Source organism: Vibrio profundi (assembly GCF_005281835.1).
GTDB classification, from domain to species: Bacteria; Pseudomonadota; Gammaproteobacteria; order Enterobacterales; family Vibrionaceae; genus Vibrio; species Vibrio profundi.
In genome coordinates, this window is record NZ_RZIS01000002.1 from 156,549 (window position 1) to 183,411 (window position 26,863).

The following is a 26,863-nucleotide window of genomic DNA, read 5'->3' on the forward strand; positions in this document are numbered from 1 at the left end:
AACAACGCCACAATTAATCTAACCACATACCGAGGTTAACATGTCTGAGACCGAATTCCGCCATGGAAAAAAACGTTTTTATGACGCTAGAAAATTCCCACGAGGGTTTGCTAAGTCTGGTGATTTTACTCTCGCCGATGAAGAAATCCTAACCTTGTTTGGAGACACTATGCTAGGTCTCGAAACTGGAGAACTGTTGCCTGAAAACTCGGAAGAAAAACACTTTATTAAAGTACTCAGTCACCCACATAAAGCCAAAACTAAGCTTGAGCGCGTGTGGCTAAAGTACGTCCAGTTATCGAGAGGGCGCAGACGTTTCCATACATTAAATGGCGGTAAACGTGGCGACTCAACTAAAGAAGAATTCGATGCCGAGTTAGTGTTAGAAGACGATTAACAAAACAAGCCCAGTAACCAACGATTACTGGGCTTGTTCCTTAAAATTTGGATTAACGTTTCTTTCATTTCGCTATACAAGCGACCTTTCGCAAAAACTCGTCACGTAACGCTTGCTCCGAAAAGTCGACATGATAGGAATGGTGCCCGCGCATTTTCACCTGCGCGCCATATCCCCTTAGGTAGACTTCATAGTCGCCGCAGTCGAGTCGGGCTTCAACCCCATCATAGACTTTGCCGCTTTCAGTAGGTGTACCACGCTCCATGACCAAATCATATGCATGCATGATATCACTTGGGTCAATTTTATAACTCATACCTGTCCCTACCATCCTTGGTACTTTAGTTTAAGTATAGATTTTTATCTCCGCCAAACAACATTTTGATGAAAAAAACAGCATTCCAATTTTGCGCTGATTATTTTTTAATCTCTAGTATCGAACAATCAAAGACTTACTCTCCACAATACGGATTTGGTTAAAGAAAAAGCGAAAAATTGACCTAAAACAATAGCAGATCGCAAAAACTTATTTTATAATGCGAATTAATGTTTCAGCACACTATAAATTCTAATATCTAGGGGCAAATTAATGAGACTTATCCCGTTAAATCAAGCAGCGCAAGTAGGCAAATGGGCAGCAGCACACATCGTTAAACGTATTAACGATTTCAACCCAACTGCAGAACGTCCTTTTGTACTTGGTCTACCAACTGGTGGTACTCCGCTAACTACTTACAAAGCACTTATCGAGCTACACAAAGCTGGTGAAGTAAGCTTCAAGCACGTAGTTACATTTAACATGGATGAGTACATCGGTATCCCAGCTGATCACCCAGAATCATACCGTACGTTCATGTACACAAACTTCTTCAACCACATCGATATCCAAGAAGAAAACATCAACCTTCTTGACGGTAACGCTGAAAGCAACGAAGTTGAGTGCAAACGTTACGAAGACAAAATCAAGTCTTACGGTAAAATCAACCTGTTCATGGGTGGCGTAGGCAACGACGGTCACATCGCATTCAACGAGCCAGCCTCTTCTCTGTCTTCACGTACTCGTATCAAGACATTGACTGAAGATACTCGTATCGCGAACTCTCGTTTCTTCGATGGCGACATCAGCCAAGTGCCAAAATACGCACTCACTATCGGTGTGGGTACACTTTTAGATTCAGAAGAAATCATGATCCTAGTTACTGGCCACAACAAAGCGCTAGCACTAGAAGCTGCTGTAGAAGGTTCTGTTAACCACCTATGGACTGTGTCTGCTCTACAACTTCACCCGAAATCAGTGATCGTTTGTGACGAGCCAGCAACTCAAGAACTTAAAGTGAAAACAGTTAAGTACTTCTCTGAGTTAGAAGCTGAGAACATCAAAGGCTTCTAAGTTGCCTTTTAGCTAATCATTACAAAGCCACCTTTTATAGGTGGCTTTTTTGTGTCGGTCACATCCACTTCTCTGTACCGTCTTATTGTGCAATTGACCAAGCCCAGCCCTATTTGTGTGATTCGATTCTTAAATTAGCCCACTCCAGTTCGACTTCATTTGTGCACCCGCCTATAAACGCCAATACACAAAAGGAGTTCGCCAGTGATTTTAGACCACCAACTTGCCCAGCAGATTGTCGATAGAACCATGGCCATTATTGGCTACAACATTAACGTCATGAACCACGCTGGAATCATTATTGGAAGCGGCGAACCCAGTCGACTTGGCCAAATTCATGATGGCGCGATCCTAGCGCTTAAGCATGGAGACTCTATCGAGCTCAACGAACAAAGTTGCGCTTCGTTAAAAGGGGTTAAACCCGGAATCAACATGATTCTACGCAGCAACCTGCAAGTCGTGGGAATTGTGGGGATCACTGGAAACCCAGAAGAAATCCGAGATTTTGCCAACTTGGTAAAAATGACCGCTGAGATGATCATCGACCAAGCTGCATTAGTCGAACAGCTGCAGTGGGATAGGCGTCATCGCGAAGAGTTTATTTCCGCGTGGATCGGCAATAATCTGACTCAAGAGGAGCTAGCCGACTGGGCTGCTCGCTTATCAATAGACCTTTCAAAGCCTAGAGTCGCGGTCATTATCGAATTCAAGCAGCAAAATACTCCGAAAAGCTTACAAAGCATTAGAAAAGTGGTCGATTTACTGGAATACCCAGAACGAGACAACTTAGTGGCGGTGATCTCAATGAACGAGATCGTGGTACTAAAACCCTGTACCTCCATCAGCCAATGGGACAGTGAACATGAAAGCCAACGTATTGACACGCTATTAAAACGGTTAGACGAGCACCATATCTCTGGATTCAACATCGCACTAGGGCAACCATTCCCCGACTCTTTGAACGTGCACCTGTCCTACCAAAGCGCCAAACAAGTACTTCATATAGGCAAACAGCACCGCCCACAGCAACATAAGTTTCTGTACGAAGATTTGCGACTGCCAGTGTTGCTTTCTCCACTCAATGATTATTGGCAAGGTGAACAACTTTGTGAACCGATTGTTACTCTCAAGACTAAGGACAAATCGGGGCAACTGCTTAAAACTTTGGAGGCCTTATTCTTATGTAACGGAAATGCCAATGAATGCGCTAAGCATCTGTATATTCATAGAAATACACTTAGGTATCGGTTAGACAAGATCAGCGAAATCACTGGATTATCAACATCAGATTTTATTGGCCTCGCAGAATTATACATTGCGTATCAGATCTCAAAACTTCGCTAATTTTGTGCATATGCACAATTATCTACCCAATATGCGCGAGTTATTTGGTGAGTTGCCTAAAGGAAGCATTGTTGATTGGTTGGATAATAACCTCGTCCCTACAGACCTCTCGTAAACCACCCATCGTTTACTGAAGAGAACACTATAATAAACGGAGTTATCATGAGTCTTATCTTTATTCTTTTGGGGGTGATAGCCTTTATCGTCCTCGCCACCACCAAATTTAAACTGCACCCATTTTTGGCATTGATCGTAGCGGCCTTTTTAGCGGCATTCGCTTACGGTTTACCAGCAGACAGCATCGCGAAAACCATCGCATCTGGCTTTGGCGGCATCCTTGGCTACATAGGTCTGGTCATTGTTCTAGGTACCATCATTGGTGTAATTCTAGAGAAAAGTGGCGCTGCCATCACCATGGCCGACACGGTGATCAAAGTACTGGGCGAACGCTTCCCAACTCTAACCATGAGCATCATCGGTTACATTGTGTCTGTGCCGGTATTCTGTGACTCAGGGTTTGTAATTCTGAACTCTCTTAAAGAATCGTTATCGAAACGCCTACGCACTTCAAGCGTTGCAATGAGCGTTGCATTAGCCACTGGTTTGTACGCGACTCATACTTTCGTACCACCAACACCAGGCCCAATTGCTGCCGCTGGTAACTTAGGATTAGAGTCTAACTTGGGTCTCGTTATCGGTATCGGTGTCTTTATTGCCGCAACTGCAGCTATGGCAGGTATGCTTTGGGCAAATCGCTTTAAAAATGTTGAGCCAGATGGTGAAGCGCAACAAGAAGAAATCCAACAAGATTGGAAAGCACTAAAAGCCTCTTACGGTGAACTACCAACCGCTAGCCAAGCATTCGCGCCTATTTTCGTCCCTATTCTACTTATCTGTTTTGGCTCCATTGCTAAGTTCCCAAGCTTACCGCTAGGCGATGGCGCTCTATTTGATGTGTTGTCTTTCTTAGGTCAGCCACTTACTGCCCTTATTATCGGCCTATTCTTGTCTACCCGTTTACTGAAATCAGACAATAAAGTGGAAGAATTTGGCGAGCGCATTAGCCAAGGCATTACCTCTGCTGCGCCAATCCTACTGATTACAGGTGCGGGTGGTGCATTCGGTGCGGTACTGAAAGCCACGCCACTGGGTGATTACCTTGGAATGACATTATCGGCACTTGGCGTGGGTATCTTTATGCCATTCATCGTCGCGGCCGCACTTAAATCAGCTCAAGGCTCATCGACGGTTGCTTTGGTTACGACCTCCGCATTAGTGGCACCTATGCTAAGCCAATTAGGTTTAGATTCTGAAATGGGTCGTGTACTGACGGTAATGGCGATTGGTGCTGGTGCAATGACCGTTTCCCATGCCAATGACAGCTTCTTCTGGGTGGTATCTCAATTCAGCCGTATGTCGGTTGGCCTAGCGTACCGAGCGCAAACTATGGCGACTTTGGTACAAGGTGTTACCGCCATGGCATTAGTTTACATCCTAAGCTTAGTGCTTCTTTAGTTAGCTATACGAGTGAATAGGCCTCTGCCAACTAGCAAAAATGGTTAAGTTAAAAACAGAGGCCTAACTAAATTACTGAACACTCGTTTTTACTTAGTCTCGATTTTGAAAATCTTCTTTGAATAAAAAGAAAGTCCACTTCATTCCAACTGGATAAAAGCGGACACAAAAACCAATAACAGGATAGTGATATGAAAGTGGTTATCGCCCCAGATTCATTTAAAGAAAGCCTAAGTGCAAAGCAGGTCAGCGACGCCATACAAGCTGGCTTACAACGAGTGTGGCACGATGCGGAATTCATTTCTGTGCCAGTCGCAGATGGTGGTGAAGGCACAGTACAATCCCTGGTTGATGCTACAAAGGGACGCTTAGTTCACTTACAAGTTCAAGGCCCACAAGGCAAACCGGTTGAAGCCTTTTACGGCATCTTGGGAGATAACCAAACTGCGGTCATCGAAATGGCTGCCGCAAGTGGATTACATCATGTCCCTGCGAATCAACGCGATCCAAAAACGACTAGCAGCTACGGAACCGGCCAGCTGATTCAGCACGCTTTAAATCAAGGCATGAAGCGTCTAATTATTGGCTTAGGCGGTAGTGCGACTAACGACGCTGGCATTGGAATGTTGATGGCGTTAGGGGCAAAGTGCACCAACGAAAATGGCGAGCTAATTGACGGCACAGGTGGCAGCTTAATTTCACTCAATGCCATTGATACCAGCGATCTCGATCCTAGACTGGCGAGCTGCGAGCTACTAGTGGCCTGCGATGTAGACAACCCTTTGTGTGGTGACAAAGGCTCCACCGCAATATTCGGCCCTCAAAAAGGCGCGACAAAACAAGATATCCTTTTGCTCGACAATGCATTACACCAATTTGGTCAGCTCACTGAGCAAGTGACTGGTGTGTCGGTATTGAATATCGCGGGTGCAGGTGCCGCTGGGGGCATGGGAGCTGCATTATTGGCTTACACCAACGCCACACTAAAGCCTGGTATTGAAATTGTGCTAGAGACTGTTCGACTCAGTGAAACAGTCGCTAAAGCGGATATCGTCATCACAGGTGAAGGGCGTATCGATAGCCAAACCATCCACGGTAAAACTCCAGTAGGCGTAGCTAAAGTCGCCAAACGTTTCGATCTCCCCGTGATAGCATTGGCAGGTTGTACCGGAGAAGGCTATCAAGCCGTCTATGAACATGGCATTGATGCGGTTTTTTCCGCCGTACCACGCGCTATGGAGTTAGACATCGCTATAAAAGAAGCCGACTTTAATGTTGCTGACTTAGCGGAAAATGTTGCGCGCCTTTGGAATATTAATCGATAAGCAACAACCGATTCCCAAATAGCCCTTTAGTTCTTCGCTAGAGGGCTTTTTTATACCACCACACCCAACCAGCGCCTCTCACCTTCACACACTATTAACATGTTACTCAATTACAATTCCGCGATAAATGCGAGCAACAATTTATTTCAACACGCAAAATAATTAAGCACTAGTGATCTTGATCACTCTGTAATTTAGAGCAATGTCAGGATATACAAATAACGTGACAATGATCACTATATGTTTAGTTATCGATCAACGCAAAAATGAGATCTTGATCGATAAATAATTATTGACTATTCGATATATAGGTATTTGTAATGAAATTACACTGTCAATACGAGAATTAGATCACGATAAAAAGAGTAGGAAGGAATCAATAGCGAGGCTTGGGTCACAAAAAACCCGTTGTCAGTTCTAAACTGAAATCATGTGGTAAATTGATTGGGTACTAAGCAATCAACGGTTTTGGCGAACCGTTATCCACAATATTCAAAAGAACATCAAACGGGGAATCCTCATGATATCACCAGATGCAAAGATCAAGGTACAAAATTTTGGTCGATTTTTATCTAACATGGTTATGCCTAACATTGGCGCGTTTATCGCGTGGGGCTTTATAACCGCACTCTTTATCCCTACTGGTTGGCTACCAAATGAAACATTGGCGTCAATGGTAGGCCCAATGATCACTTACCTACTGCCATTACTGATTGGCTACACTGGTGGTAAAATTGTAGGTGGCGAGCGCGGTGCAGTCGTTGGTGCTATTACGACTATGGGTGTTATCGTTGGTACTGATATTCCAATGTTCATGGGTGCAATGATTGTTGGCCCTATGGGTGGCTGGGCGATTAAGACCTTTGATGCCAAAGTTCAAGGCAAAGTGAAAAGCGGCTTTGAGATGTTGGTTAACAACTTCTCTGCAGGCATCATCGGTATGATCTGTGCGATCATCGCTTTCCTTCTGATTGGCCCTTTTGTGAAGGTATTGTCTGGCGGATTAGCAGGTGGCGTAAACTTCTTAGTCGAAGCAGGTCTATTACCTCTTACTTCCATTTTTGTTGAACCTGCGAAGATTCTATTCCTGAACAACGCAATCAACCACGGAATTTTCTCACCACTTGGTATTCAACAAGCAGCAGACGCTGGCAAATCAATCTTCTTCCTTATCGAAGCGAACCCAGGTCCTGGCCTAGGTATTCTTTTAGCTTACATGGTGTTTGGTAAAGGTACTGCAAAACAAACGGCTGGCGGCGCGTCGATCATCCACTTCTTCGGTGGTATCCACGAAATTTACTTCCCATACATTTTGATGAACCCACGTTTGATCCTAGCGGCTATCGCAGGTGGCATGACTGGTGTCTTCGTTCTTACTGTATTTGATGCGGGTATCGTATCTCCAGCATCACCTGGTTCTATCTTCGCTATCTTGCTTCTAACGCAAAAAGCGTCAATCATCGGTGTTGTAGCGTCAATCGTGTCGGCAACTGCAGTATCTTTCGCTGTTGCATCACTATTGCTAAAAACACAGAAAACCACTGAAGAAGATGGTGATGGTGCATCACTAGAAAAAGCAACGTCACAAATGAAAGGCATGAAAGCGTCTTCTAAAGGCCAAGCTGGCACTACGACTCAAGCGAAAGGCGACATCGACCTAGCAAATGTGCAGAGCATTATTGTTGCGTGTGATGCAGGCATGGGCTCAAGTGCGATGGGTGCAAGTCTACTTCGCAAAAAAGTACAAGAATCAGGTCTTAACATCAGCGTTGAAAACTGTGCAATTAACAGCCTGCCTGAATCGGTAGACATTGTAATCACTCACAAAGACTTAACTGACCGTGCACGCAAACACGCAGCGCACGCAGAACACATCTCGCTAACTAACTTCCTAGACAGCGAAATGTACAGCCAGCTTGTTCTACGCTTAATGGCAGCAAAGAATGCGCCAGCAGCTAACGACAGCCAAGCAGTAAAAGTATCAGCGGTCGCGGCCAACGATGATTTTTACGAGCCTCAACCAAACTCAGTTTTCCAGATTGAACAAAAGAACATTCATATTGGCCTGCAAGCAGCCAACAAAGATGAAGCTATCCGTTTTGCTGGAAACCAACTGGTTGAATTGGGCTATGCAGAACCTGAATACGTTGATGCCATGTTTGAACGTGAAAAGCTGGTTTCAACATACCTTGGCGAATCTATCGCCGTTCCACATGGCACTGTAGAAGCCAAAGACCGCGTACTCAAAACCGGTATTGTTATTTGCCAATACCCATCGGGTATCCAGTTCGGTGAAGATGAAGAAGACCAAGCAAAACTGGTTATCGGCATCGCAGCGAAAAACGATGAACACATTCAAGTTATTACTTCTATTACCAATGCTCTAGATGAGCCAAACGCAATCGAGCGCTTAACGTCGACGACAGATGTGAATGAAATTTTAAACATTCTATCTGGTAGCCAAGCCGCTTAGTTCATACCTGAGGTTTATTGCTCCTGAGCAATATGAGGTCTTGCTGTCACCCCCTATGCGGCAGGCCTCACCCTTAAGTAACTTTGATTTTCTCGGCACTTTTTAAGCAAATTTTTTGGTTTTATTTTTGAGTAGGTAATAGTTATGAAAAAAGCAGTTCATTTTGGCGCAGGTAACATTGGTCGTGGTTTCATCGGTAAGTTGCTCGCGGACGCGGACGTCGCAGTAACCTTTGCAGACGTGGATGCCCCACTAATCGACCAGTTAAGCCATGACCAGCAATACAAAGTAAAAGTCGTAGGCTCTCAATGCCAAATCGATACCGTCACCCACGTCACCGCAGTCAACTCAGCCAGCGAAGATGTGATTGATCGCATTATCCATACTGATTTGGTCACGACAGCGGTAGGTCCCAACGTTCTAGACATCATTGCCAAAACCATCGCAACGGGTATCACTAAGCGATTCGAATCAGGCAATGAACAAGCTTTAAATATCATCGCGTGCGAGAACATGGTTCGCGGCACCACTCACCTTAAAGGTGAAGTATACAAACACTTAGATTCTTCTTTACACGGTAAAACCGACGAACTTGTCGGCTTTGTCGATTCAGCAGTTGACCGTATTGTCCCACCAGCAGAAGCTGCCAATGACGACCCACTGGAAGTCACTGTTGAAAGTTTTAGTGAATGGATTGTCGATGAACAGCAATTCAAAGGTGACATTCCGTCGATTGAAGGCATGGAAAAAACCGACAATCTAATGGCATTTGTCGAGCGTAAACTGTTCACACTCAACACAGGCCACTGCATTACGGCTTACTTAGGTTGTTTAAAAGGCCATCGCACCATTCGTGAAGCCATTGAAGATAAAGACATCCACGATCAAGTAAAACAAGCCATGCAAGAAAGCGGTGAAGTCTTAATTCAACGCTACGGTTTTGATCGAGAGCTACACAACGCGTACATCGAAAAAATTTTGGGCCGATTTGCAAACCCTTACTTGGTCGATGAAGTCGACCGTGTAGGCCGCCAGCCAATTCGCAAACTTGGCGTAAACGATAGATTAATCAAGCCATTACTCGGTACAATAGAGTACGGCGTGAAAAACGATACTCTATTGAAAGGCATCGCCGCTGCACTGAAGTACACCAATGAATCCGATCCGCAAGCAATAGAGCTACAACAATCCATTGCAGACAACGGAATAAAGAAAACTCTCGCGAAGTACACAGGCTTAGACGAGCAGAGTACCGAAGTCGAAAAGATTGAAGTGCTGTTTAACCAAATATAACCAAAGCACACATTAAAAGAGGGAGAGTACTTCTCCCTCAATAATTATTAGATCAGTATATGGCAAACACGATTAACGAAACCGATATCATCGAAAAACTGAATGCGACCTCTTCTGTACGAGGGTTCTTTATCGCGTCCGTCGAAGTGTTTGAAAGCTCGATTGATGCATTAATTCAGCGCATTTTTCTTAAAGATGATTTTGCGGTGCAGTCCGTTGTCGGCCCCTTGCTACAAGACACTGGCCCACTCGGCGATCTTTCCGTCAGGCTCAAATTGTTATTTGGACTTGGCGTATTACCTAACAACATTTACCACGATATCGAAGCGATTATTAAGCTGCGCAATAAACTCAACAGCGATGGTGCAGAGTACGAATTCACGGCCCCACAAATCTTAATACCAATTAAAGAATTAAACTTGGTCAAAAGCATGGGAATGGTGCAACTGGAAGTCAGCGAGCCTGACGACGACATTGATATCGAATTCTATGAACTTCAGCTGATGCGTCAGCAACAAATCATTCGTTCTGGCTTGTCTCTTGCGATTGTCGAAATCTGCAACGAACTCGCAAAAGACAGCCCATTCTAATGCTTCACTCCTAAGCTAAAGTCACTCTAGGCTTTAGCTTTCTCATAACTTGCCGCGCAACTAACACCACTTCACGCTAGACTATGTTAATGTCAATAAAACAACCTGTTACGGACATTAACTATGAGAATCGGCATCATTGGCTTGGGTGATATCGCCTGCAAAGCGTACCTCCCTATCATTACCCAACTCCCTGAAGTAGAGCCTATTTTTTGCACCCGAAACTACGAATTGTTAAAGCAATTAGCGGACACGCATCGCGTCGCTGAATATTGCCAAGATTATCGCGAGCTTCCTTCTAAACACGTCGATGCTGTGATGATTCACGCCGCGACGTCAGCGCACTTCAAAGTCGCTTCCCATTTTCTCACTCGTGGCATTCCCACGTTCGTTGATAAGCCACTCGCTGATACCGCGGCGGAGTGCGAAAAACTCTACGAACTGGCTAGCAAGCACAACACGCCGCTTTATGTCGGCTTCAATCGCCGCCATATTCCGCTGTATAACCAACACCTAACTGGCGTCCAAACTGGAGAACGTACCGATCTCCGTTCACTCCGCTGGGAAAAGAACCGTCATGATTTACCTGGTGACCTACGCACCTTCATCTTCGACGACTTCATCCACCCACTAGACAGTGTCAACTTATATGCCAAAGCCGATATTAAAGATGCGTATATCACACACCAAATGGCAGGCTCTCAGCTAGCGCGTGTCGATATTCAGTGGCAGCATAACGATACTTTGCTGCACGCTTCGATGAATCGTCAATTCGGTATTACTTCTGAAACGGTATCAGCCAGTTTTGTGAATGAAGCGTACGAGTTTGGATCCTTTGTTGAAGGCAACGGTTGGAAAAACAATCAGCATACTAAACTCACGCTAAAAGATTGGACGCCTATGCTCGCGAGTAAAGGCTTCGAAGCGATGCTGGATGATTGGGTTTCCGTGGTATCAAAAGGGGCGATAAGCGATAAGGTGGTCGAGCGAAACCTTGCCTCTCACCAATTAGCAGAAGCCTTATTCGAGCGCATTAAACAGCAAGTACAGCCGTAAACATAGCACTCGCTTCACCAGGCAAAGAAACACACTTAGAGCGCTTGCTCACCGCGGCCTTAGCGGTTTAGCAAGCGCCGCGAGTTGAGGTACACTCACACTCACCGTTGACAACAAATCATGCAGGCCGGTTATGTCAGACAAACTATCCACTTCCGCACTCGCAAAGCTCCGCGAACAAGATGCCAAACAGCTGTTTAGCGAACTCAAAACAGCGGGCTACATCGTGCGTTCAGAAAACAAATGGATACTCACTGAAATTGGGGAACGTTTTGGCGGGGAATACGTCAATCACCCTAAGTTTGGGACTTTCATCGTCTGGCCTGAAAACTTATTGATCGATCTTGCTGCAACGGCAGGCAAAACGCTCACCGCGACCCAGCTTGGCGAAAGCTTCAACCTCAGTGCTAAAAAGATAAACCTACTCTTGAGTGAATTAGGATGGATTCACCGCGACGATCAAAGCTGGCTGATCACTGAGTCAGGTTTACGAGCTGGTGGTGAGCAGCGAGAAGACAAAACCTCCCAGAATCAGTTCGTGGTATGGCATGACACCCTTACGAAAAACAAACGCCTTAGACAATCCGTTGTTGAGTTCTTAGGGCAAGATGCTGAAACCCACTCCACCGACGTTTCCATTTCGAGCTTTCGCCAAAAGTTTGAAGCAAAGCACCGCACTCTTGATGGTCACTATGTTCGCTCCAAAGGAGAACTGATCATAGATAACTGGCTTTACATGGCGGGTGTGGTTCATGCCTACGAAAGGCAATTGCCAATTGAAGAAGATGTCATTAGTGACTTCTACTTACCAAGTGGCAAGGTGTATTTGCAGTATTGGGGATCGGATAATGGCGCAACAGATGAGAAAGTGAAGCGAGCCAAGCTGGCGGTATACAAAAAGCATGGCTTCCCACTTATCGAAATACACCCTGAAGACATTGCGCAGCTAGACTCGGTATTACCCGCCCTACTTCGCCCATTTGGCATCAAGGCCTACTAAAACACTTAACCGTTCGCCCCTTTTTAAAAAGAAGGCTGTACCCGCCGAATAGTCAAGAGCCTAGCGAGTACAGCCAAAAATTAACTTGGGGCTTACGACAAGTTAAAAAACTAAGGCTGCACCTAGGTACAGATTATCGTTGTACTTAAATGCTTCAGAAGATTCCTTATAGCCAGCACGCACTGTGATCGGCCCTGTGATGTATCCGACTTCCACTCCATAGATAAAGCCAAAATCCACATCATCACTGAAATAGTGCGCACCACCAATGGGGGCTAAATAGAAGTTCTGCTGCCTAAAAGCAGGCTTGATATTGATACCAAATGAGTGGACTTGTTGGCTGTATTTAGCGTACTCAAGCTCATAGCCAAAATCGAGTTCTGGGTTCGCATCAAAATAGAAACCATACTGAAGCGCGTAGTTAGCGTCATTTGATAAATAGTCGGCCCCCAAATACACATTTGACTGTGCGTAGCCGGTGCCAGTAACCAGCGCACTGCATAATAGAAAAGCTCGCAACATAACGTCCCCCTCAGGTCCTGATGATGACGCACAAGGTATCACGAGCCACTGTACACCGTTGTAAGCGCCTGTAAGTAAGATTTGTAAGGGGTAAGGCTGTCATACTTTAAAACACGAACTGTGAAGCTATTAGAGCCGAATCTCATGCGATGGATACAAAAAAGCTCCGCCATATGGCAGAGCTTTTTAAGCGTAGAACAACCCAAATTATCCGATAAAAGAAATATAGCCTTGAAGGATAATCAGGTTCACGATATCGATGAAAAAGGCTCCAACGATCGGTACGACCATAAAGGCTTGTGGGGACGGGCCAAATCGGTTGACCAAAGAACCCATGTTCATAACCGCGGTAGGCGTTGCCCCTAAACCAAAGCCGCAGTGGCCACCAGCCATCACGGCTGCGTCATAGTTAGACCCCATGACTTTGAACGTCACAAAGTAAGCAAAGATACCTAACACCACCGCTTGAACTGCCAATATCACTAAGAATGGAATCGCTAGATCGAAGATATTCCACAGTTTTAAGCTCATTAACGCCATGGCTAGGAACAATGACAATGACACCGTACCTAGAATATCGACCGTTTCGGTATCAATCTTATGTACTTTAGTCACTTCCATTACGTTCGTGATGAACACACCGATAAACAGCGCATAAACGAAGTCAGGAATCATTAACCATTTGATTTCAAAGGTACTTACCCAAGCTTCTAAGTATTGAGCACCGGTTACACAAATCAACAGAATAAACAGGACTTCGATAACTTTCTTGGCCGTCACTTTGTCTTCTTCGTACTCGTTGTATGTAACCAACTCAGGGAAGCGTTCATGGGTTGTGGTGCCTGTGCCATAGTCCGATTCAATCTGATTCTTATCGATAAGCTTCTGCGCCACAGGGCTACCGATGATGCCACCAATGATTAAGCCAAACGTTGCCGAGGCCATCGCGATCTCTAACGTATTAGCAATGCCGTAGTTTTCAGAGAAGGTTTGTGACCAAGCCGCACCGGTACCATGACCGCCCGACAGCGTGATTGAGCCAGCAATTAGGCCCATTAAAGGCTCTAAGCCTAAAGCAGTGGCAAGCGTTACACCCACACCGTTTTGAATGATGATATAGACAGAAGCCACCCCTAAGAATAGGAATACCTTGGCGCCGCCTTTCATCAACTGAGTATAGTTCGCGGCAAGACCTACGGTCGCAAAGAACATCAGCATGAAGGTGTTTTGTAATGGCAGAGAGAACTCTAGATCCACACCGTTAAAATGCAGTGCTGTGATGGCACAGGCAACAATAAGACCACCGACGATTGGCTCGGGGATATTGTATTTCTTTAGTACAGGTAGCTTAGTGTTAACAAAATGGCCTAGAAACAACACACTAATCGCGATTAGGAAAGATTCTAGTGGCCCTACTGAAATTAAATGATTCATATAACCTCTAATTATTTGTCTCTCATCTTCCCTAATGAGATTGATTACTGGTCAATAACTGCTTATGTCGTCCTATTCATTTGTTTACTCATGTTAGTACATGGTTGAAAAAGCGCCCCAACTTACCGAACTAAAGGGGGGTTATGTTAGCGGCAAGTTAAGTTTTATAAATAAGCCAAGCTTTTGTGATTACTATCAAATTTGCTATTAACAAATAACGATAGTCATTTTCAATCACAGTTCACTTTTTCTACCCCTAAGAAATGCAAAAAGGAGCTATTACTAGCTCCTTTTTTATTACCTTTCAGGTAATTAGAATTTTTTCGGGGCGTACCCTGTCATCACTTCCAAACGAAGTTCTTTGCCAATTTTTGTCATTGGGTGAACAACAATTAAGCCCTTAACTGACTTCTTCAGTTTGCCCATATCCGCTTGTTCTGCTTTGGTAATCGCACGACTAAATGGCATATCAATAAGTGATTTGCGTTCTTGGTTGATGTCGTAGCTTTGCTTATGTTTAAGCTGAGCAATTTTCTTATTCAACTTTTTAATTTCGTCTTCGAATTGACGAATAACAGGACCGTCGTTACGAGATTTCGCAGCCGCAAGCTTATGGCGACACTTATCTAGACGATTGTTAATTTGTTGAAGTTCGTTTTTACCACTCATAATAATTTCCTAAATTAAGCAAGCCAATGCGGATTGGGGCGCGGAGTATAGCACAGGGTTAGCCTTGACCGAAATTTATCTTATTGGCGGTGTTTTCCCATTATTGTTCGCCCAATTCATAATCTCTGAGCGCCTGTTTTAACCCATCAAGATCCGAGCTACACAAATGCCTTTTCAATGCATTAAATTTGGCTTCAGGCCATTCATAAATCTCTAATGCTAAAAGCGTTTCGATTGTCTCTTCATCAAATCGATACTTAATAATGGTTGCTGGAGAACCACCTACAACAGCGTATGGCGGAACATCTCGCGTTACCACACTGTTTGCCGCAACAATCGCTCCTTCACCGAGCGTGACACCCGGCATTATCATCGCTCGCATTCCAATCCAAGCCCCATCATGAATCTGAGTATCACCTTTACTTTGGTACGCTTCATCGATGAAATCCATAAAAGGATATAAAGTAAACCAATCCGCGCGGTGAGTATGATTCCCGCCCATCAGAATCACGGCCTCAGCGCCAATGCACACATAGTTACCGATATACAGTTGATCGACAGGCCAGCGAGACTCCCAGACTTTGCTAACCGCATCTCCATGTAAATAACGAACGACGGAATCTTCAAACCCATTATCCCAACAATCGCTGTAATAACTATAAGTGCCTTTAATATGGATGTTTTTGTTTTGCACCACTTGATGCAGCAGTTGATATTTAGACCAGTGTTTTTGAGTCATTTTCTGTTCTCTTAGATAGCTATAAAGAATGCGCTACAGAGAAATCCGCAGCACTGTTTTATGTGTAAAAACAGCGCCTAATGAATCCATGGTTGAAGTAGATATGCGATAAGTAACATTGAAATCCCTCGGTTTTCTCAACTATAACTAATGTGTATTGCTCACATGTCAATATCCAGTAAAGTTATAAAGTGTACCAATAAATATAATAAGAGGATCTCAATGAAACCATTGCTCATTATGGGGCTCAGTAGCCTGCTCATTACTCTGCCGAGTATCGCGGCCAAAAACCTTGCGGAACAGAACATCACCTTTAAGTTTCTGCCGACTCAAAGCCAAGAAGAGAGTCAGTTAAAAGAGCAGATTCAACAAAGCGAGGTCAATACTACGGTGGCGGAGCTGTCTGATCAGCTTTTCCCATTCAACCAAACCTTAACCATTCAATATGGTGGTGAAGAAGGGCCGATGTATGATCCTGAAGTCCACACGGTTCATATTCCCTACTCCTTTTATTCAGAATCTATCGACTACTTCGCCAAAAATAATTACGACGAAAAATACGGCAAGTCAGCTCAACTAGGTGCAATCGACACTTTATTGCACACCCTTTTACATGAAGCAGGACACGCCTATGTGGCTGATCAAAACATCGCCGTATTAGGGAAAGAAGAAGACGCCGTCGATAACTTCGCAACGCTATTGATGCTGAACTACATTGAGAACGGTGATGACGCCGCGATAAGCGCAGCAGACATGTTTGCTTTTGAGTCAGACGACCGTCCTGATTACTACGATTTTGGCGAATACATTGATGAACACAGCTTTGATCTACAACGCTACTTTTCTACGCTTTGTTTAGTGTATGGCAGCGACCCAGAAAAGCACGCTAACCTGCTTGATGAAGTCGAGAATGATTATCTAAAAGATCGAAAAGATTTCTGCATATACAACTTTCAAGCGCTCGATGAAAACTGGCATAGCTACTTTGCCAACCAGCAAAACCAAGAATAGTCGCTAAGTAAACAATCCCCTCTCGTTATCACTGCAGGCATTGCTTAATCACCGAAAATAGCGTCGCCTGCAGCCTCAAACTCCAAAAAGTCATTAGACTTTAGTTTAATACCCTTTAAAAACAACCACTTAAAATTAGAAGTATTAATATTTAGTTTTATAAATACTGCGCTGTTCACATTTCAATCAAAAGTTTAGGAGTAATCTACAACTATAACTATCAGTATAAATGATGGTTCAGCCGTGCTCAGCCGAACCATACAAACAGGATGTACATTTTATGAGTCTTACTATTCGCAAGCGCCTCTATATTCTTTCCATCGTTCCACTACTTATCATCGCCGCCAGTATCATGTCGCTGACTTACATGGAGCTCAACAAACTCAATAACCAACAAATCCAAACCACTCGCGACAGCATGATGGAGATGAAAAAAGCCGAACTAAAATCTTACATCGACATCGCCAAAACCGCGCTCAACCCAATCATCGCGGCAAACGGGACGCGTGAAGATGCCATCAACACGTTAAAAGAAATTAACTTCGCAGAAAACGGATACATCTTTGGTTATACGTCAAAAGGTATTCGAGTGTTACAGGGGCAATCAGACCAAGGTTTAGGGGAAAACTTCTTTAACCTACAAGACAAAAAAGGCAACTACCTGATTCAAGATTTAATCAAGAACGCCAAACTCGACAAATTCACCACCTATTACTTTCCAAAGCCAAATCAAACAGAGCCTTTACCTAAACTAAGCTATTCCGTGTTTTTTCCTCAGTGGGACATGATGATAGGGACTGGCTTTTACACCGACGATGTAGAACTGACTATCGCCAAAATGGATGAGCAATCAAAAGCAGTCGCAAACCGTAGCTTAACGACCATAGGTTTATTCTGTTTTGGTATCGCGGTCCTAGTCAGCTTTTTTGCCGTGTATGTCAATCGCAGCATCATGAAGCCTCTTGAGCAATTTGACGATTCAATCCGCTCTTTCGCTAGTGGTGATGCCGACCTCACCGCACGTATGGAAGTGTCGAACGTTCCAGAGTTCAACGAGTTAACCAAAAACTTCAATACCTTTGTTGCCAGCCTCCAAGACATCATAGGTAAGGTAAGCTTGGTTGGGCAGCAAGTAGTAGAAGAAACCAACAATATGTCTAGCCGCGCCGCTCAAGTCGATGAACTGGCATCGGGTCAGCAAACGGAAACCGATCAAGTTGCGACCGCGATGACAGAGATGACTTCTACTGCGCACGAAATCTCGAACAACGCTAACCAAGCGGCCGATTCAGCCAAAGACGCAGAAGATAACGTCAATGAGGCCAATGATATCGTTTCATCGGCTGTACATTCCGTTCAAGATTTGGCTTCAGAGGTGGCTCAAGCCAGTGAAGTTATTTCTAAATTGGAAGGCGACGTACAGAATATTTCCTCTTCACTAGCAGTGATTCAAGACATCGCAGAACAAACTAACTTATTAGCCCTAAACGCCGCAATTGAAGCAGCTCGTGCCGGAGAACAAGGCCGCGGATTCGCCGTCGTAGCAGATGAAGTGCGTAAACTTGCAAGCCGAACGCAGGAAAGCACCGGTGAAATTAATCAGATGATTGACCAACTAAAAGCGGCTTCTGATAACGCGGTAAAAGCGATGGACTCTAGCCAATCACGCAGTACCAACGCCGTAACTGAAGCCAATTCAGCCAAAGAAGCTTTAGAGAAAATCAAAGGCTCAATCGACATCATCATGGACATGAACTCGTTAATCGCGACAGCGACTCAAGAACAAAGCCATGTCGGCCAAGAGATCTCGCAGCGCATTACCGTAATTTCAGACCAAAGCAACCAATCGGCTAGCCTAGCCAATGCCAACCGTTCAGGCAGCCAAGACTTGAATGGAAAAGCTCATCAGCTCTACGAACTTGTAGACCGATTTACTGTGTAAATCGCCCAAAATACAGATGAAACCAAAAGAGCCAAGAGGTAATCTCTTGGCTCTTTTTATTGCACTCTAGGTTTCTTATCGAACGTAAAGGGTTCTGCGCTCGCGAAAGACAATCGCCTCGTCCTACTTCAACCAAACCGCCTTAACCTTTAACATCCTTAGTTGCGCTTACCACAGTACCCGTGACCCAGAATTCATTTTCACGAGACTGAATTTGTTCACCGAGGAAGTCCACCAGACAGCGGATCCGAGCAGTACGGCGCAAATCGCTGTGGAGTAACAACCAAATGCTGCGGTAAGGGAGCGGCTTTTGAAACGGAGCTCGAACCAAGTTGGGGTGTCTATCCCCTAAATTACAAGCCAGATAGGCCATGCCCAAACCAGAAGCAGCCAGAGAAACCAACGGCACAAGCTCAGAAACTCTGTGCTTAAGCGTCGCTTTTGGGTAAAAACTGTCTTTTAGCCACTTAGCCGTAATATCGCCTTCCGGCTCATGCCAGCCGATGAAGTGAAGCCCTTCGCCAGCATTGTCTTTTACTCGTTCGGCATACTCGCGAGTGCAATACGCAGCCTGAGACATCTGAACTAACCGACGCCCTACCGCATCATCGTAGACATCGTTGGCTACCCGTATCGAAACATCAGCTTCGCGACGGTTCAGATTCGCAATATCATTGCCAAACTGTAGATTAAGAGTGATATCAGGGTAGCGCTCTGAAAACAGTGCAAGGTCATCCATGATCGAAGTCATCGCCATGCCATGAGGCATAGAAACATAAACGGTTCCTACCGGGTCAGAATCTCGGCCAATGATCATCCGTGATGCAGCAGTCATTTCATCTTCTACCCGCTCGGCATAAGGCAATAACTCTTCGCCAATTTGAGTCAAGACTAAGCCCTGCTTTGAACGATCGAACAAACGGCTGCCAATTCGCTCCTCCATTACTGAGATACGTCGCGTTAGAGTGGTGTGGTTAACTTGAATACTCTCCGCTCCACCACGTAATGTACCAGCCCGAACGACGGCGAGAAAAAATTTAAGATCGTCCCAGTTGAAGGCATAACTTTCATTATTTAACACTTGGCTACCTATGGTTCATTTTTGAAACACTGTGTCCATTTTTACCTGTATACAGTTCATTTTTCAATGGTGATAACTTAATCGCATGTCAACAAGCACACCAACGGGGAACAGACATGAATACGATTAAAACGATCCTAATTACCGGAGCCAACGCTGGAATTGGCTTTGAAGCAGCACGCCAACTCGCACTCCAAGAAGGCGTTCAAAAAATCTATTTGGGCTGCCGTAACGCAAGCAAAGCACAAGATGCACGAAACAAGCTCATTGAAATCACTGGTCGAGATATTTTCGAGATTATCATTCTCGATGTCTCCGATTCTAAGTCGGTTCGCAATGCCGTCACCCAACTAGAATCTTCGGTTGATGCCGTTGTATTAAACGCAGGTGGAACAGGTGGTCGAGCACCACATCAGCTAACGAAGGATGGCGTCACCAACATATTTGCTGCCAATGTATTGGGCCACGTGGTGCTTGTAGAAGAACTGATTCAGCGCCAGCTAGTCACTTCCACCATTCTTTACGCAGGCTCTGAAACCGCACGCGGCATCCCTAAAATGGGCGTCGCCAAGCCTGAACTTGTTAGCGCATCTGTAGAAGAATTCGCATCTATCGCAAACGGCAGTAAGTTCGGTGCGAAAGCAGATCCACTGGATGTATACGGCACGATTAAATTAACCGGAACCTTATGGATGTCTTCAATGGCTAGGCAGCATCCGCACCTTCGCTTTATCACTATGAGTCCAGGCGGAACCACAGGTACCAACGGAATGGATGATCTCCCTTTCTTGAAAAAGCTTTTCTTTAAATACGTGGGCGGCCTACTAATGCCAATGATGGGCATGATGCACAGCGTAGATAAAGGCGCGAAGCGCTATCTAGAAGGATTGTTCGACCCAAGGTTTGAAAGCGGTCATTTCTACGCAAGTCGTGCTGGCTCGCCAACTGGCCCAGTTGTCGACCAAATTACGCTCGAACCTTCTTTTGGAAATGTCAGCGCGCAAGACAATGCACGCCAAGCCATTCAGCAGTTTTCGTAAATCACATTAATCAATTTTGGAGAATCACCATGGACACTACATTACAAATTCTAGTAGGGCTCGCCACACTCATGCTTAGCGGCCTAGGTATCATGTCGATGTTTGCACCACAAAAAATGGTCACAAATTTCTCATTAGAGCCGATAGGTAAGGCTGGCCTAAATACCATTCGTTCAGTCATGGGTGGCCTGTTTTTGGCAAGCGTAACCATACTTGCGCTTGGACTGACTTCGGGTGACACAGAAGGCTACTTCTTCGTTGCGATTGTGATGATTGCCGTCGCAGTAGGCCGAGTGGTCGGGCTGATATTTGACGGGTTTGATAAAGCTGTCATTCCACCTTTAGTTTTGGAACTAGTGATAGCTGGGATCCTTCTATTCAGCCATATGAAAAACGGTGGCTTTTATTAATGATCACCCATTAAGCTTTAATCCAAAGCAGCTTTTCACAAAGCTGCTTTGATTAGCTTCGATCTAGAACTGACACTTTCCGTTAAACGGTCACACTAGTTAATCCCAGCTCTCCACACCTAGCGTCCATAAATCTCCTGATAAATTTTTCGCCGACTTCTTCACGTATAAAGAGCCACCCAGCACATGGATGGGAAAGCCCACCAAATGTGGTTATTATGTTTTCAATATCCCTGATAAATTTCATTTCAACAAACAATCATGTAGGAAATGAGGTCTATTATGAAAAGTTCGAAACTGTTTACTTCGGTTATGTTGGCACTTGCGGTATCTCCAATGGTGTTAGCACAGGAGCCTACATTCACAAGCCAAGAAAACGTAACTTATGGGCAGGGAGCAGTCGTCAAAGATGGTAAAACATCAGATAGAGAACTAAAGATGGATGTATTCATACCTAACGCAGAGTTACCTACCGCTGCTATCTTTATGACATTTGGAGGCTCATTCCATCGCGGTAACCCTCACCTTCCTTATAATATGGAAGGTGCTCAAACAACATCGATGCGCGAGTACTGTAAGATTTTTGTCGAACAAGGATACGCTTGCTTCAATATTGATTATCGCGTCGCGCCAGAGCTTCCAATACCGCACAGAGCAACCTATAAAGAGTCAGCGGTCAATATGGATGCAATACCGAAGCTAGAAGGGCAAGTCAACATTGTTCGCTCAATCATGAACTTAGAACGACTAGACCTCAGTAAGAACAGCGATCAGAAAATCATAGAAAACGCCATTTTATCAGGTGCTGAAGATCTACAAAGCGCAGTGCGCTACGTAAAAGCCAATGCAGACACATTCAACATTGATGCAGATAAAATAATTTTGGGGGGGTTTTCTGCTGGCGCAATTCACAGTATTAACGTCTCTCATGGAATGCAGGAGCCCGTCGCCGGAACCATGATGCTTGGGACCGCTGAACTCGGATTTAACCTCAGGGAAACCGTAAGAACCGCTGAGGATGCTAATCCTATTTTAATGTTCTTGGGTCAATATGATCTGCCTGCCGCGCTAGCTGAAACACCAGCTCTGCTCAGCCACTACAAAAAGATCGGTGTTGACTATGAATTTAATTGGGTCCCAGGGGCTGGCCATTTCTACCCATCTGGCGCTGTAGCTCTGGATGGAGATGGAATCCGGTTATCTGTAGAAGAAAGAATGCTTAACTTTGTAGAGCGCGTTACTCAATAGCTTATAAAAATCGGGGAAGCCTAGGCAGGGATGCCACTCCCATTCTGGTTATTTTAAATTCTTTATAGCGTATTCTTTTATCATTTCCATAGCTGTGGAAATAATTTTGTTGTGTTCGAGCGCTGGCGAAAAGAACACGCAGATATTGTAGTTAATCGCGTTTGCCACCTCGTAGCAATCTACTGCTGTAATAATTCCCGCATCACAATAAGACTTCGCGTATGCATCAGGGATTGCAGCCCAACCTCGACACCTCAAGAACTCTATAAGCACATCATAGTTACTCACTAAACTGTAATCCGGTGATATCTTGGCTCCTTGTAGCGACGCATCAAAGTGGTTCTCACAAATATACTGTTTTTCTAACTGTAGATCCGCTAAACGTACGTTTTGCTTGTTGGCCAATGGGCTATCCACTCCGGTATAAACCGAAACGTCTATCGATCCTAAGTTAATAAAGTTCACTTCCTTATCTGGGTGAACCATCATCTTAATCGGCATTAATGCAAGGTGCGCTTCGCCACTCACCAAATCTTCCATTGCATTACGCCTTTGCTTATGTAGCCAATTGATTTGCGTTAACGATGAGACTTCACTCATTTTTTCTTCAACATAAGACATTAATGCCAAAGGAATGATCGCGTCATGGTAAATATTCAGTGTCGATATTTCTTGGTTAAACGAGTTAAGCGCAGCTTTCTCAAACTCTTCAATTTGCCTTGCAATAGTCACCCCTCTAGGAAATAGAACTCTTGCGACTTCAGTTGGTACGGCCTGCCTTCCCTGAATATCAAAGAGCGGCAGTCCAACCGTATCTTCTAGAATATTGACATGTTCACGAACGGTAGAGCGATCTCGGCCAAGATGTCTCGCCGCTGCACTGTATGAACCTTTCTCATAGACGGCACAAAAACTAACAATCTGCTCTCTCGTAAACATCATTTACCTCAAAGTTTTTTGGTGGGGAAACCCCATCATAATCAATTATAGGCCAACCGAAAAGCAAGGTACTTTACTGTTTAGACATTGCCATATTGTGCCCTTTACCAAACGGAAGGTCTGGGACTGTCATTAACCCATTAACGACATTGTTCATAAGGATTTAGCAAGTCATATACAGAGGCTCGAAATGAAAATCCATCAATCTAGTTTGAGTTATGAATCCTTACCATCGGTCTATCAATTACTCGACACTCCGATCTTTATGTGGGTCATTGCACTTTCAACCATCGCATTATTTGCTTGGGTACTGAACCGACTTTGGTTCATTCATTCCATTCCGAAATCTAAAGCTAAGGAACTCAATTTAGGGCAAAGCAAACTGGTGTTCTGGTTATGTATTTTAGGTATCGCTTGGAAACCACTTTGGGTGGCAGCAGTATTAGCCATTGTCACTGACTGGGATAAAGTTCAGCTTTGGCTTAAGGAGGCTCGCGTATGAAAGAAATAATGGTTCCCTATCTATTACTCGTGTGGCTATTGTTCAAATTTGGCTTACTTCGCCGCACTCCGAGAAATTACTTTGCGACAACATTAGTGGGCGTTTTACTCATGGCTGGGCTATTCTTCGCGCACCGATTTTACTCTCCAGCAGACTTAACCAACTCAACCACCATTAAAGCACCACATGCAATCTTGTCGCCGGCTTTTGGCCAGCAAATCAAAACCATACATGTAGAACACAACCAAAAGGTCAATAAAGGTGAGATCCTTTACACCCTAAAAGACGATAATATTCGATCCGCTTTAATAGAAGTCGATGCCAGCATTGATGAAAGTACTAAGGCAATTAGTGCTAAGAAAATTGAATATCGGCAAGCTCAACGAGACTTAGAACGCAACCTAGGCCTTAAAAAACACGCAACGCAACGGGACTTAGAACAATCGTCCGACTTAGTTGAAGTGCTTCAAGCCGATATCGAGATCCTTGAAACCCGTCTAATAGGCTTGGTCGCACGACGAGATAACCTGCAATTTGAACGCGAAAGACTCACCGTTCGTGCCCCTTTCAACGGAATGATCACGCACGTGTTTATTGCAAATGGTTCACGAGTCGGCGCGCTTCATTTATGGGATATAGAAAAGAAATTCATTGAAACCCGTATCCCAGATCAAGCCTATAAGAACATTCGCAAAGGCCAATTTAGCGAGTTTTATGTCGATGCCTTCCCGGGAGAAATCTTCAGAGCAAGAGTCCACAGCGTGGTAGAAGCAACAGGAGAAGCACAAGGGGGGCTAATGCCCGTAGAGCAACGCGTCTCTGCACACATAGCAATGGGCTCTGCTCCCATTGGTCGAACGGTTATTTTGGAGATGGATGAAAAAACCATGGCGCTAATGCCCATTGGTGCTACTGGATCAGCATGGATCAGCGCTGAAAAGCCTCACCCACTATTGGGCTTTTTAGACATCATTGGTGGGGCGGGTGTACGACTAACCTCGATTAAGTCTTACCTTAAAGCACTCTAAAAGGCCTAAAAATACAGCAAGGCAGCAATACTGATAATAAAGGTCGTTTTACACTGTAAAGCGACCTTCTGATATAAGTTCGCCCCAAAAAGCCTGAGATTAGCTTAGGCTTTGTGTTTTAAAGCTCAATAGATAGTAACCAAGGTCAGCCTTACAGTATTTTCTTAAGACCCTCTCACAACTAACGAGTTGAGCATGGGGTTATCTAGTATCAACCAAACACTCACCATCGCTAAACTCCCGGCATAAAAGAAATTCAGCGCTTTTTCATACACTAAACTACTCGACACTCTCGCTAAAGCTTCCCCTATCGACACCCATAGAATGTGAGTAGTGATATTCAGAACCGCCAACCAAACAATCAAAATTACAATGCCATACTCGCCAAAAACCTGCAGTGATGACTCAGAAAACAAGCTGAACATTAAGAACACCATCAACCACCCTTTTGAGTTAAGTATTTGGATCAATAACCCATCTAGAAACCCCAATGAAGTCATCGCCTTGCCATCTTGTTGGCCACTTGATGTCGCAAACTTAAACGCCAAGTAAAGCAAGTACAGTGAACCCAATAATTGCATGGTATTCATTATGTCAGTGTGTGTTTTAACTATTTCCCCAAGTCCAAATCCGATAACGATCGATTTAATAATGAATATTACGTCTACCCCCGCAACCAACGGAATAGACCTTTTTAACCCAACTCTGGCACCAGACGCCGCAAATACTACATTGGCGGGGCCAGGGCTAAATACTAGCGGAAACATCACTCCCAACCACATCAGAAACAAACTCATGCTACACCTCCCTATAAACAGAAATGCGATAGTATTAAATCCAATGAAAGCAAGTCTTGTACGAAATTGAAGATCTAAAGGCGTAAAGTTTGAAAGTTAGAAGGTGAGATCCCAAAAGCTTTTTTGAAATTGCGATTGAAATGGCTTTGGTCATAAAAGCCACACGCTAGCGCGGTATCAATACAGCTTTCGCCTTGCGCTAACAATGTTTTTGCGTGTTTTACTTTTATCAAAATTAAATACTGGTGGGGCGTCACGCCAAATATCGATTTAAAGCTCTTAATCAATTGGAACTTTGAACAGTTTGCAATTTGTTCTAACTCCGACAAGCTTGGGCTAGCCATAAAATTATCGTGTATAAAGTCACGAGCTAAGTAGCTGGTTTTGGTGCAAACCTGAGTATGTTTTTCAACCGGGGTTGAACCGTGGCGAGTTAATAGCTGTTCTATAGCGACTACGAGCAAAGACTCTCTTGTGATCTCAAAAGAGGCTTCCTCCAGTGAACGATGCAGCTGAATTAACAGCTCAAATAATGGTGCATCGTCAATTTTAGCGGTTTCAATCACAGGATTAATCGGCCAATCACGGGTTGAAAATTGCTCTGATAATGTCTTCAAATCAAAGTAAAACATACGATACTGCCACCCCATCGGCGAACCAGAGAAACCGGTATGCACTTCCGAAGGGTTAATCGCAACGATATGCTTTTTAGGGATAACAATATTCCTGCCTCGATAGAACAATCCTTCAGCGCCATCTTCGATAACGCCAATGGCCAATTCATCATGCCAATGTTTAGTAAATTCAAATTTCGTGTACTTTGCCGCAAGCAGCTCGACGCCCGAAAACAGCTCATTACGCCAGATTTTAGATTTTTCCACATCAACTCCTTTGATACAGAGTAAATAGCCACTTGAACTCTATAAACGAGATAATGACGAGGTTTCATTCGCACTGCACACTCTCGATCATCCGCATCCAATATTCTGCGTATCATTTCTAAAATTCATACCGATTATGCACGTGTAATCACCCTCTCACGTCCATCGTTAGCGCAAATAAACCGTTAAGGTTTGACCGAACCATCTGTATTTCATACTCTAATTTTTCTTCTTTTT

The 26,863-nt window shown here is 44.4% G+C and carries 26 protein-coding genes; 17 read left to right on the forward strand and 9 right to left on the reverse strand.

Features of this window, described 5'->3' with window-relative positions:
• Positions 1–40: 40 nt before the first annotated feature.
• The gene (locus ELZ11_RS05570) at positions 41–397 is read left to right on the forward strand and encodes a MaoP family protein (protein ID WP_137356395.1); all 357 of its coding nucleotides are present in this window, start codon (positions 41–43) and stop codon (positions 395–397) included.
• Between the two features lie 64 nt (positions 398–461).
• On the opposite strand, the gene ELZ11_RS05575 is transcribed toward ELZ11_RS05570, so the two are convergent.
• A complete protein-coding gene (locus ELZ11_RS05575) occupies positions 462–713 on the reverse strand; it encodes a DUF3081 family protein (protein ID WP_137356396.1) in 252 nt (83 codons plus the stop codon).
• Positions 714–986: 273 nt separating this feature from the next.
• Between ELZ11_RS05575 and nagB the strand changes: the two genes are divergently transcribed.
• From nagB to ELZ11_RS05620, 9 genes are all read left to right on the forward strand, one after another.
• The gene (gene nagB / locus ELZ11_RS05580; RefSeq protein WP_137356397.1) at positions 987–1,787 is read left to right on the forward strand and encodes a glucosamine-6-phosphate deaminase; all 801 of its coding nucleotides are present in this window, start codon (positions 987–989) and stop codon (positions 1,785–1,787) included.
• A gap of 204 nt (positions 1,788–1,991) precedes the next feature.
• On the forward strand, positions 1,992–3,131 hold the full coding sequence (locus ELZ11_RS05585) for a PucR family transcriptional regulator (protein ID WP_137356398.1): 1,140 nt from the start codon (positions 1,992–1,994) through the stop codon (positions 3,129–3,131).
• A gap of 162 nt (positions 3,132–3,293) precedes the next feature.
• On the forward strand, positions 3,294–4,646 hold the full coding sequence (locus tag ELZ11_RS05590; protein WP_137356399.1) for a GntP family permease: 1,353 nt from the start codon (positions 3,294–3,296) through the stop codon (positions 4,644–4,646).
• Between the two features lie 191 nt (positions 4,647–4,837).
• Complete coding sequence (locus ELZ11_RS05595; protein ID WP_137356400.1) at positions 4,838–5,971, forward strand: glycerate kinase; 1,134 nt, start codon at positions 4,838–4,840, stop codon at positions 5,969–5,971.
• Between the two features lie 520 nt (positions 5,972–6,491).
• Positions 6,492–8,444 (forward strand): PTS mannitol transporter subunit IICBA, encoded by a 1,953-nt coding sequence (locus ELZ11_RS05600; RefSeq protein ID WP_137356401.1) that lies wholly within the window; start codon positions 6,492–6,494, stop codon positions 8,442–8,444.
• A gap of 144 nt (positions 8,445–8,588) precedes the next feature.
• On the forward strand, positions 8,589–9,737 hold the full coding sequence (locus ELZ11_RS05605) for a mannitol-1-phosphate 5-dehydrogenase (protein WP_137356402.1): 1,149 nt from the start codon (positions 8,589–8,591) through the stop codon (positions 9,735–9,737).
• A gap of 59 nt (positions 9,738–9,796) precedes the next feature.
• Complete coding sequence (locus tag ELZ11_RS05610) at positions 9,797–10,327, forward strand: MltR family transcriptional regulator (RefSeq protein WP_137356403.1); 531 nt, start codon at positions 9,797–9,799, stop codon at positions 10,325–10,327.
• 123 nt (positions 10,328–10,450) lie between these two features.
• Positions 10,451–11,383 (forward strand): Gfo/Idh/MocA family protein, encoded by a 933-nt coding sequence (locus tag ELZ11_RS05615; protein WP_137356404.1) that lies wholly within the window; start codon positions 10,451–10,453, stop codon positions 11,381–11,383.
• 133 nt (positions 11,384–11,516) lie between these two features.
• Positions 11,517–12,383, forward strand: a complete 867-nt coding sequence (locus ELZ11_RS05620; protein ID WP_137356405.1) for a glycerol kinase — start codon at positions 11,517–11,519, stop codon at positions 12,381–12,383.
• A 102-nt stretch (positions 12,384–12,485) separates the two neighbouring features.
• On the opposite strand, the gene ELZ11_RS05625 is transcribed toward ELZ11_RS05620, so the two are convergent.
• The 4 genes from ELZ11_RS05625 to ELZ11_RS05640 all read right to left on the reverse strand — a co-directional run bounded on the left by ELZ11_RS05625 (position 12,486) and on the right by ELZ11_RS05640 (position 15,747).
• Complete coding sequence (locus ELZ11_RS05625; RefSeq protein ID WP_244291612.1) at positions 12,486–12,905, reverse strand: hypothetical protein; 420 nt, start codon at positions 12,903–12,905, stop codon at positions 12,486–12,488.
• A 207-nt stretch (positions 12,906–13,112) separates the two neighbouring features.
• Positions 13,113–14,339 (reverse strand): sodium/glutamate symporter, encoded by a 1,227-nt coding sequence (gene gltS / locus ELZ11_RS05630; protein ID WP_137356406.1) that lies wholly within the window; start codon positions 14,337–14,339, stop codon positions 13,113–13,115.
• Positions 14,340–14,651: 312 nt separating this feature from the next.
• A complete protein-coding gene (locus tag ELZ11_RS05635) occupies positions 14,652–15,008 on the reverse strand; it encodes a YibL family ribosome-associated protein (RefSeq protein ID WP_137356407.1) in 357 nt (118 codons plus the stop codon).
• A 100-nt stretch (positions 15,009–15,108) separates the two neighbouring features.
• Positions 15,109–15,747, reverse strand: a complete 639-nt coding sequence (locus ELZ11_RS05640) for a CatB-related O-acetyltransferase (protein ID WP_137356408.1) — start codon at positions 15,745–15,747, stop codon at positions 15,109–15,111.
• Positions 15,748–15,969: 222 nt separating this feature from the next.
• On the opposite strand from ELZ11_RS05640, the gene ELZ11_RS05645 reads away from it, so the two are divergent.
• Entirely contained in the window at positions 15,970–16,758 is a 789-nt protein-coding gene (locus ELZ11_RS05645) for a DUF4344 domain-containing metallopeptidase (RefSeq protein WP_244291613.1), read from the forward strand.
• Positions 16,759–17,038: 280 nt separating this feature from the next.
• Positions 17,039–18,700, forward strand: coding sequence for a methyl-accepting chemotaxis protein (locus ELZ11_RS05650; RefSeq protein ID WP_137356409.1), 1,662 nt, complete (start codon positions 17,039–17,041; stop codon positions 18,698–18,700).
• A gap of 142 nt (positions 18,701–18,842) precedes the next feature.
• Here ELZ11_RS05650 and ELZ11_RS05655 read toward each other — a convergent pair whose 3' ends face one another.
• On the reverse strand, positions 18,843–19,781 hold the full coding sequence (locus tag ELZ11_RS05655; protein WP_137356410.1) for a LysR family transcriptional regulator: 939 nt from the start codon (positions 19,779–19,781) through the stop codon (positions 18,843–18,845).
• A gap of 116 nt (positions 19,782–19,897) precedes the next feature.
• Between ELZ11_RS05655 and ELZ11_RS05660 the strand changes: the two genes are divergently transcribed.
• The 3 genes from ELZ11_RS05660 (at position 19,898) to ELZ11_RS05670 (ending at position 22,479) form a co-directional block, all read left to right on the forward strand.
• A complete protein-coding gene (locus ELZ11_RS05660) occupies positions 19,898–20,821 on the forward strand; it encodes an SDR family NAD(P)-dependent oxidoreductase (RefSeq protein ID WP_137356411.1) in 924 nt (307 codons plus the stop codon).
• A gap of 29 nt (positions 20,822–20,850) precedes the next feature.
• Entirely contained in the window at positions 20,851–21,231 is a 381-nt protein-coding gene (locus ELZ11_RS05665; RefSeq protein WP_137356412.1) for a DUF4345 family protein, read from the forward strand.
• 282 nt (positions 21,232–21,513) lie between these two features.
• Complete coding sequence (locus ELZ11_RS05670) at positions 21,514–22,479, forward strand: alpha/beta hydrolase (RefSeq protein ID WP_167494635.1); 966 nt, start codon at positions 21,514–21,516, stop codon at positions 22,477–22,479.
• A gap of 48 nt (positions 22,480–22,527) precedes the next feature.
• Here the strand turns inward: ELZ11_RS05670 and ELZ11_RS05675 are convergent, their stop codons facing one another.
• Positions 22,528–23,421, reverse strand: a complete 894-nt coding sequence (locus tag ELZ11_RS05675) for a LysR family transcriptional regulator (RefSeq protein ID WP_244291614.1) — start codon at positions 23,419–23,421, stop codon at positions 22,528–22,530.
• 187 nt (positions 23,422–23,608) lie between these two features.
• Between ELZ11_RS05675 and ELZ11_RS05680 the strand changes: the two genes are divergently transcribed.
• Positions 23,609–23,920: an Mg2+ and Co2+ transporter gene (locus ELZ11_RS05680; RefSeq protein ID WP_137356414.1), complete on the forward strand. Its 312-nt coding sequence runs from the start codon at positions 23,609–23,611 to the stop codon at positions 23,918–23,920.
• Positions 23,917–24,948, forward strand: coding sequence for an HlyD family secretion protein (locus ELZ11_RS05685; protein ID WP_137356415.1), 1,032 nt, complete (start codon positions 23,917–23,919; stop codon positions 24,946–24,948). Before ELZ11_RS05680 ends, ELZ11_RS05685 begins: the two co-directional genes overlap by 4 nt.
• Before the next feature lie 164 nt (positions 24,949–25,112).
• Here the strand turns inward: ELZ11_RS05685 and ELZ11_RS05690 are convergent, their stop codons facing one another.
• Both ELZ11_RS05690 and ELZ11_RS05695 read right to left on the reverse strand, forming a co-directional pair.
• Entirely contained in the window at positions 25,113–25,745 is a 633-nt protein-coding gene (locus ELZ11_RS05690; RefSeq protein ID WP_137356416.1) for a LysE family translocator, read from the reverse strand.
• 74 nt (positions 25,746–25,819) lie between these two features.
• Positions 25,820–26,626, reverse strand: coding sequence for a helix-turn-helix domain-containing protein (locus tag ELZ11_RS05695; RefSeq protein ID WP_137356417.1), 807 nt, complete (start codon positions 26,624–26,626; stop codon positions 25,820–25,822).
• Positions 26,627–26,863 lie beyond the last annotated feature (237 nt).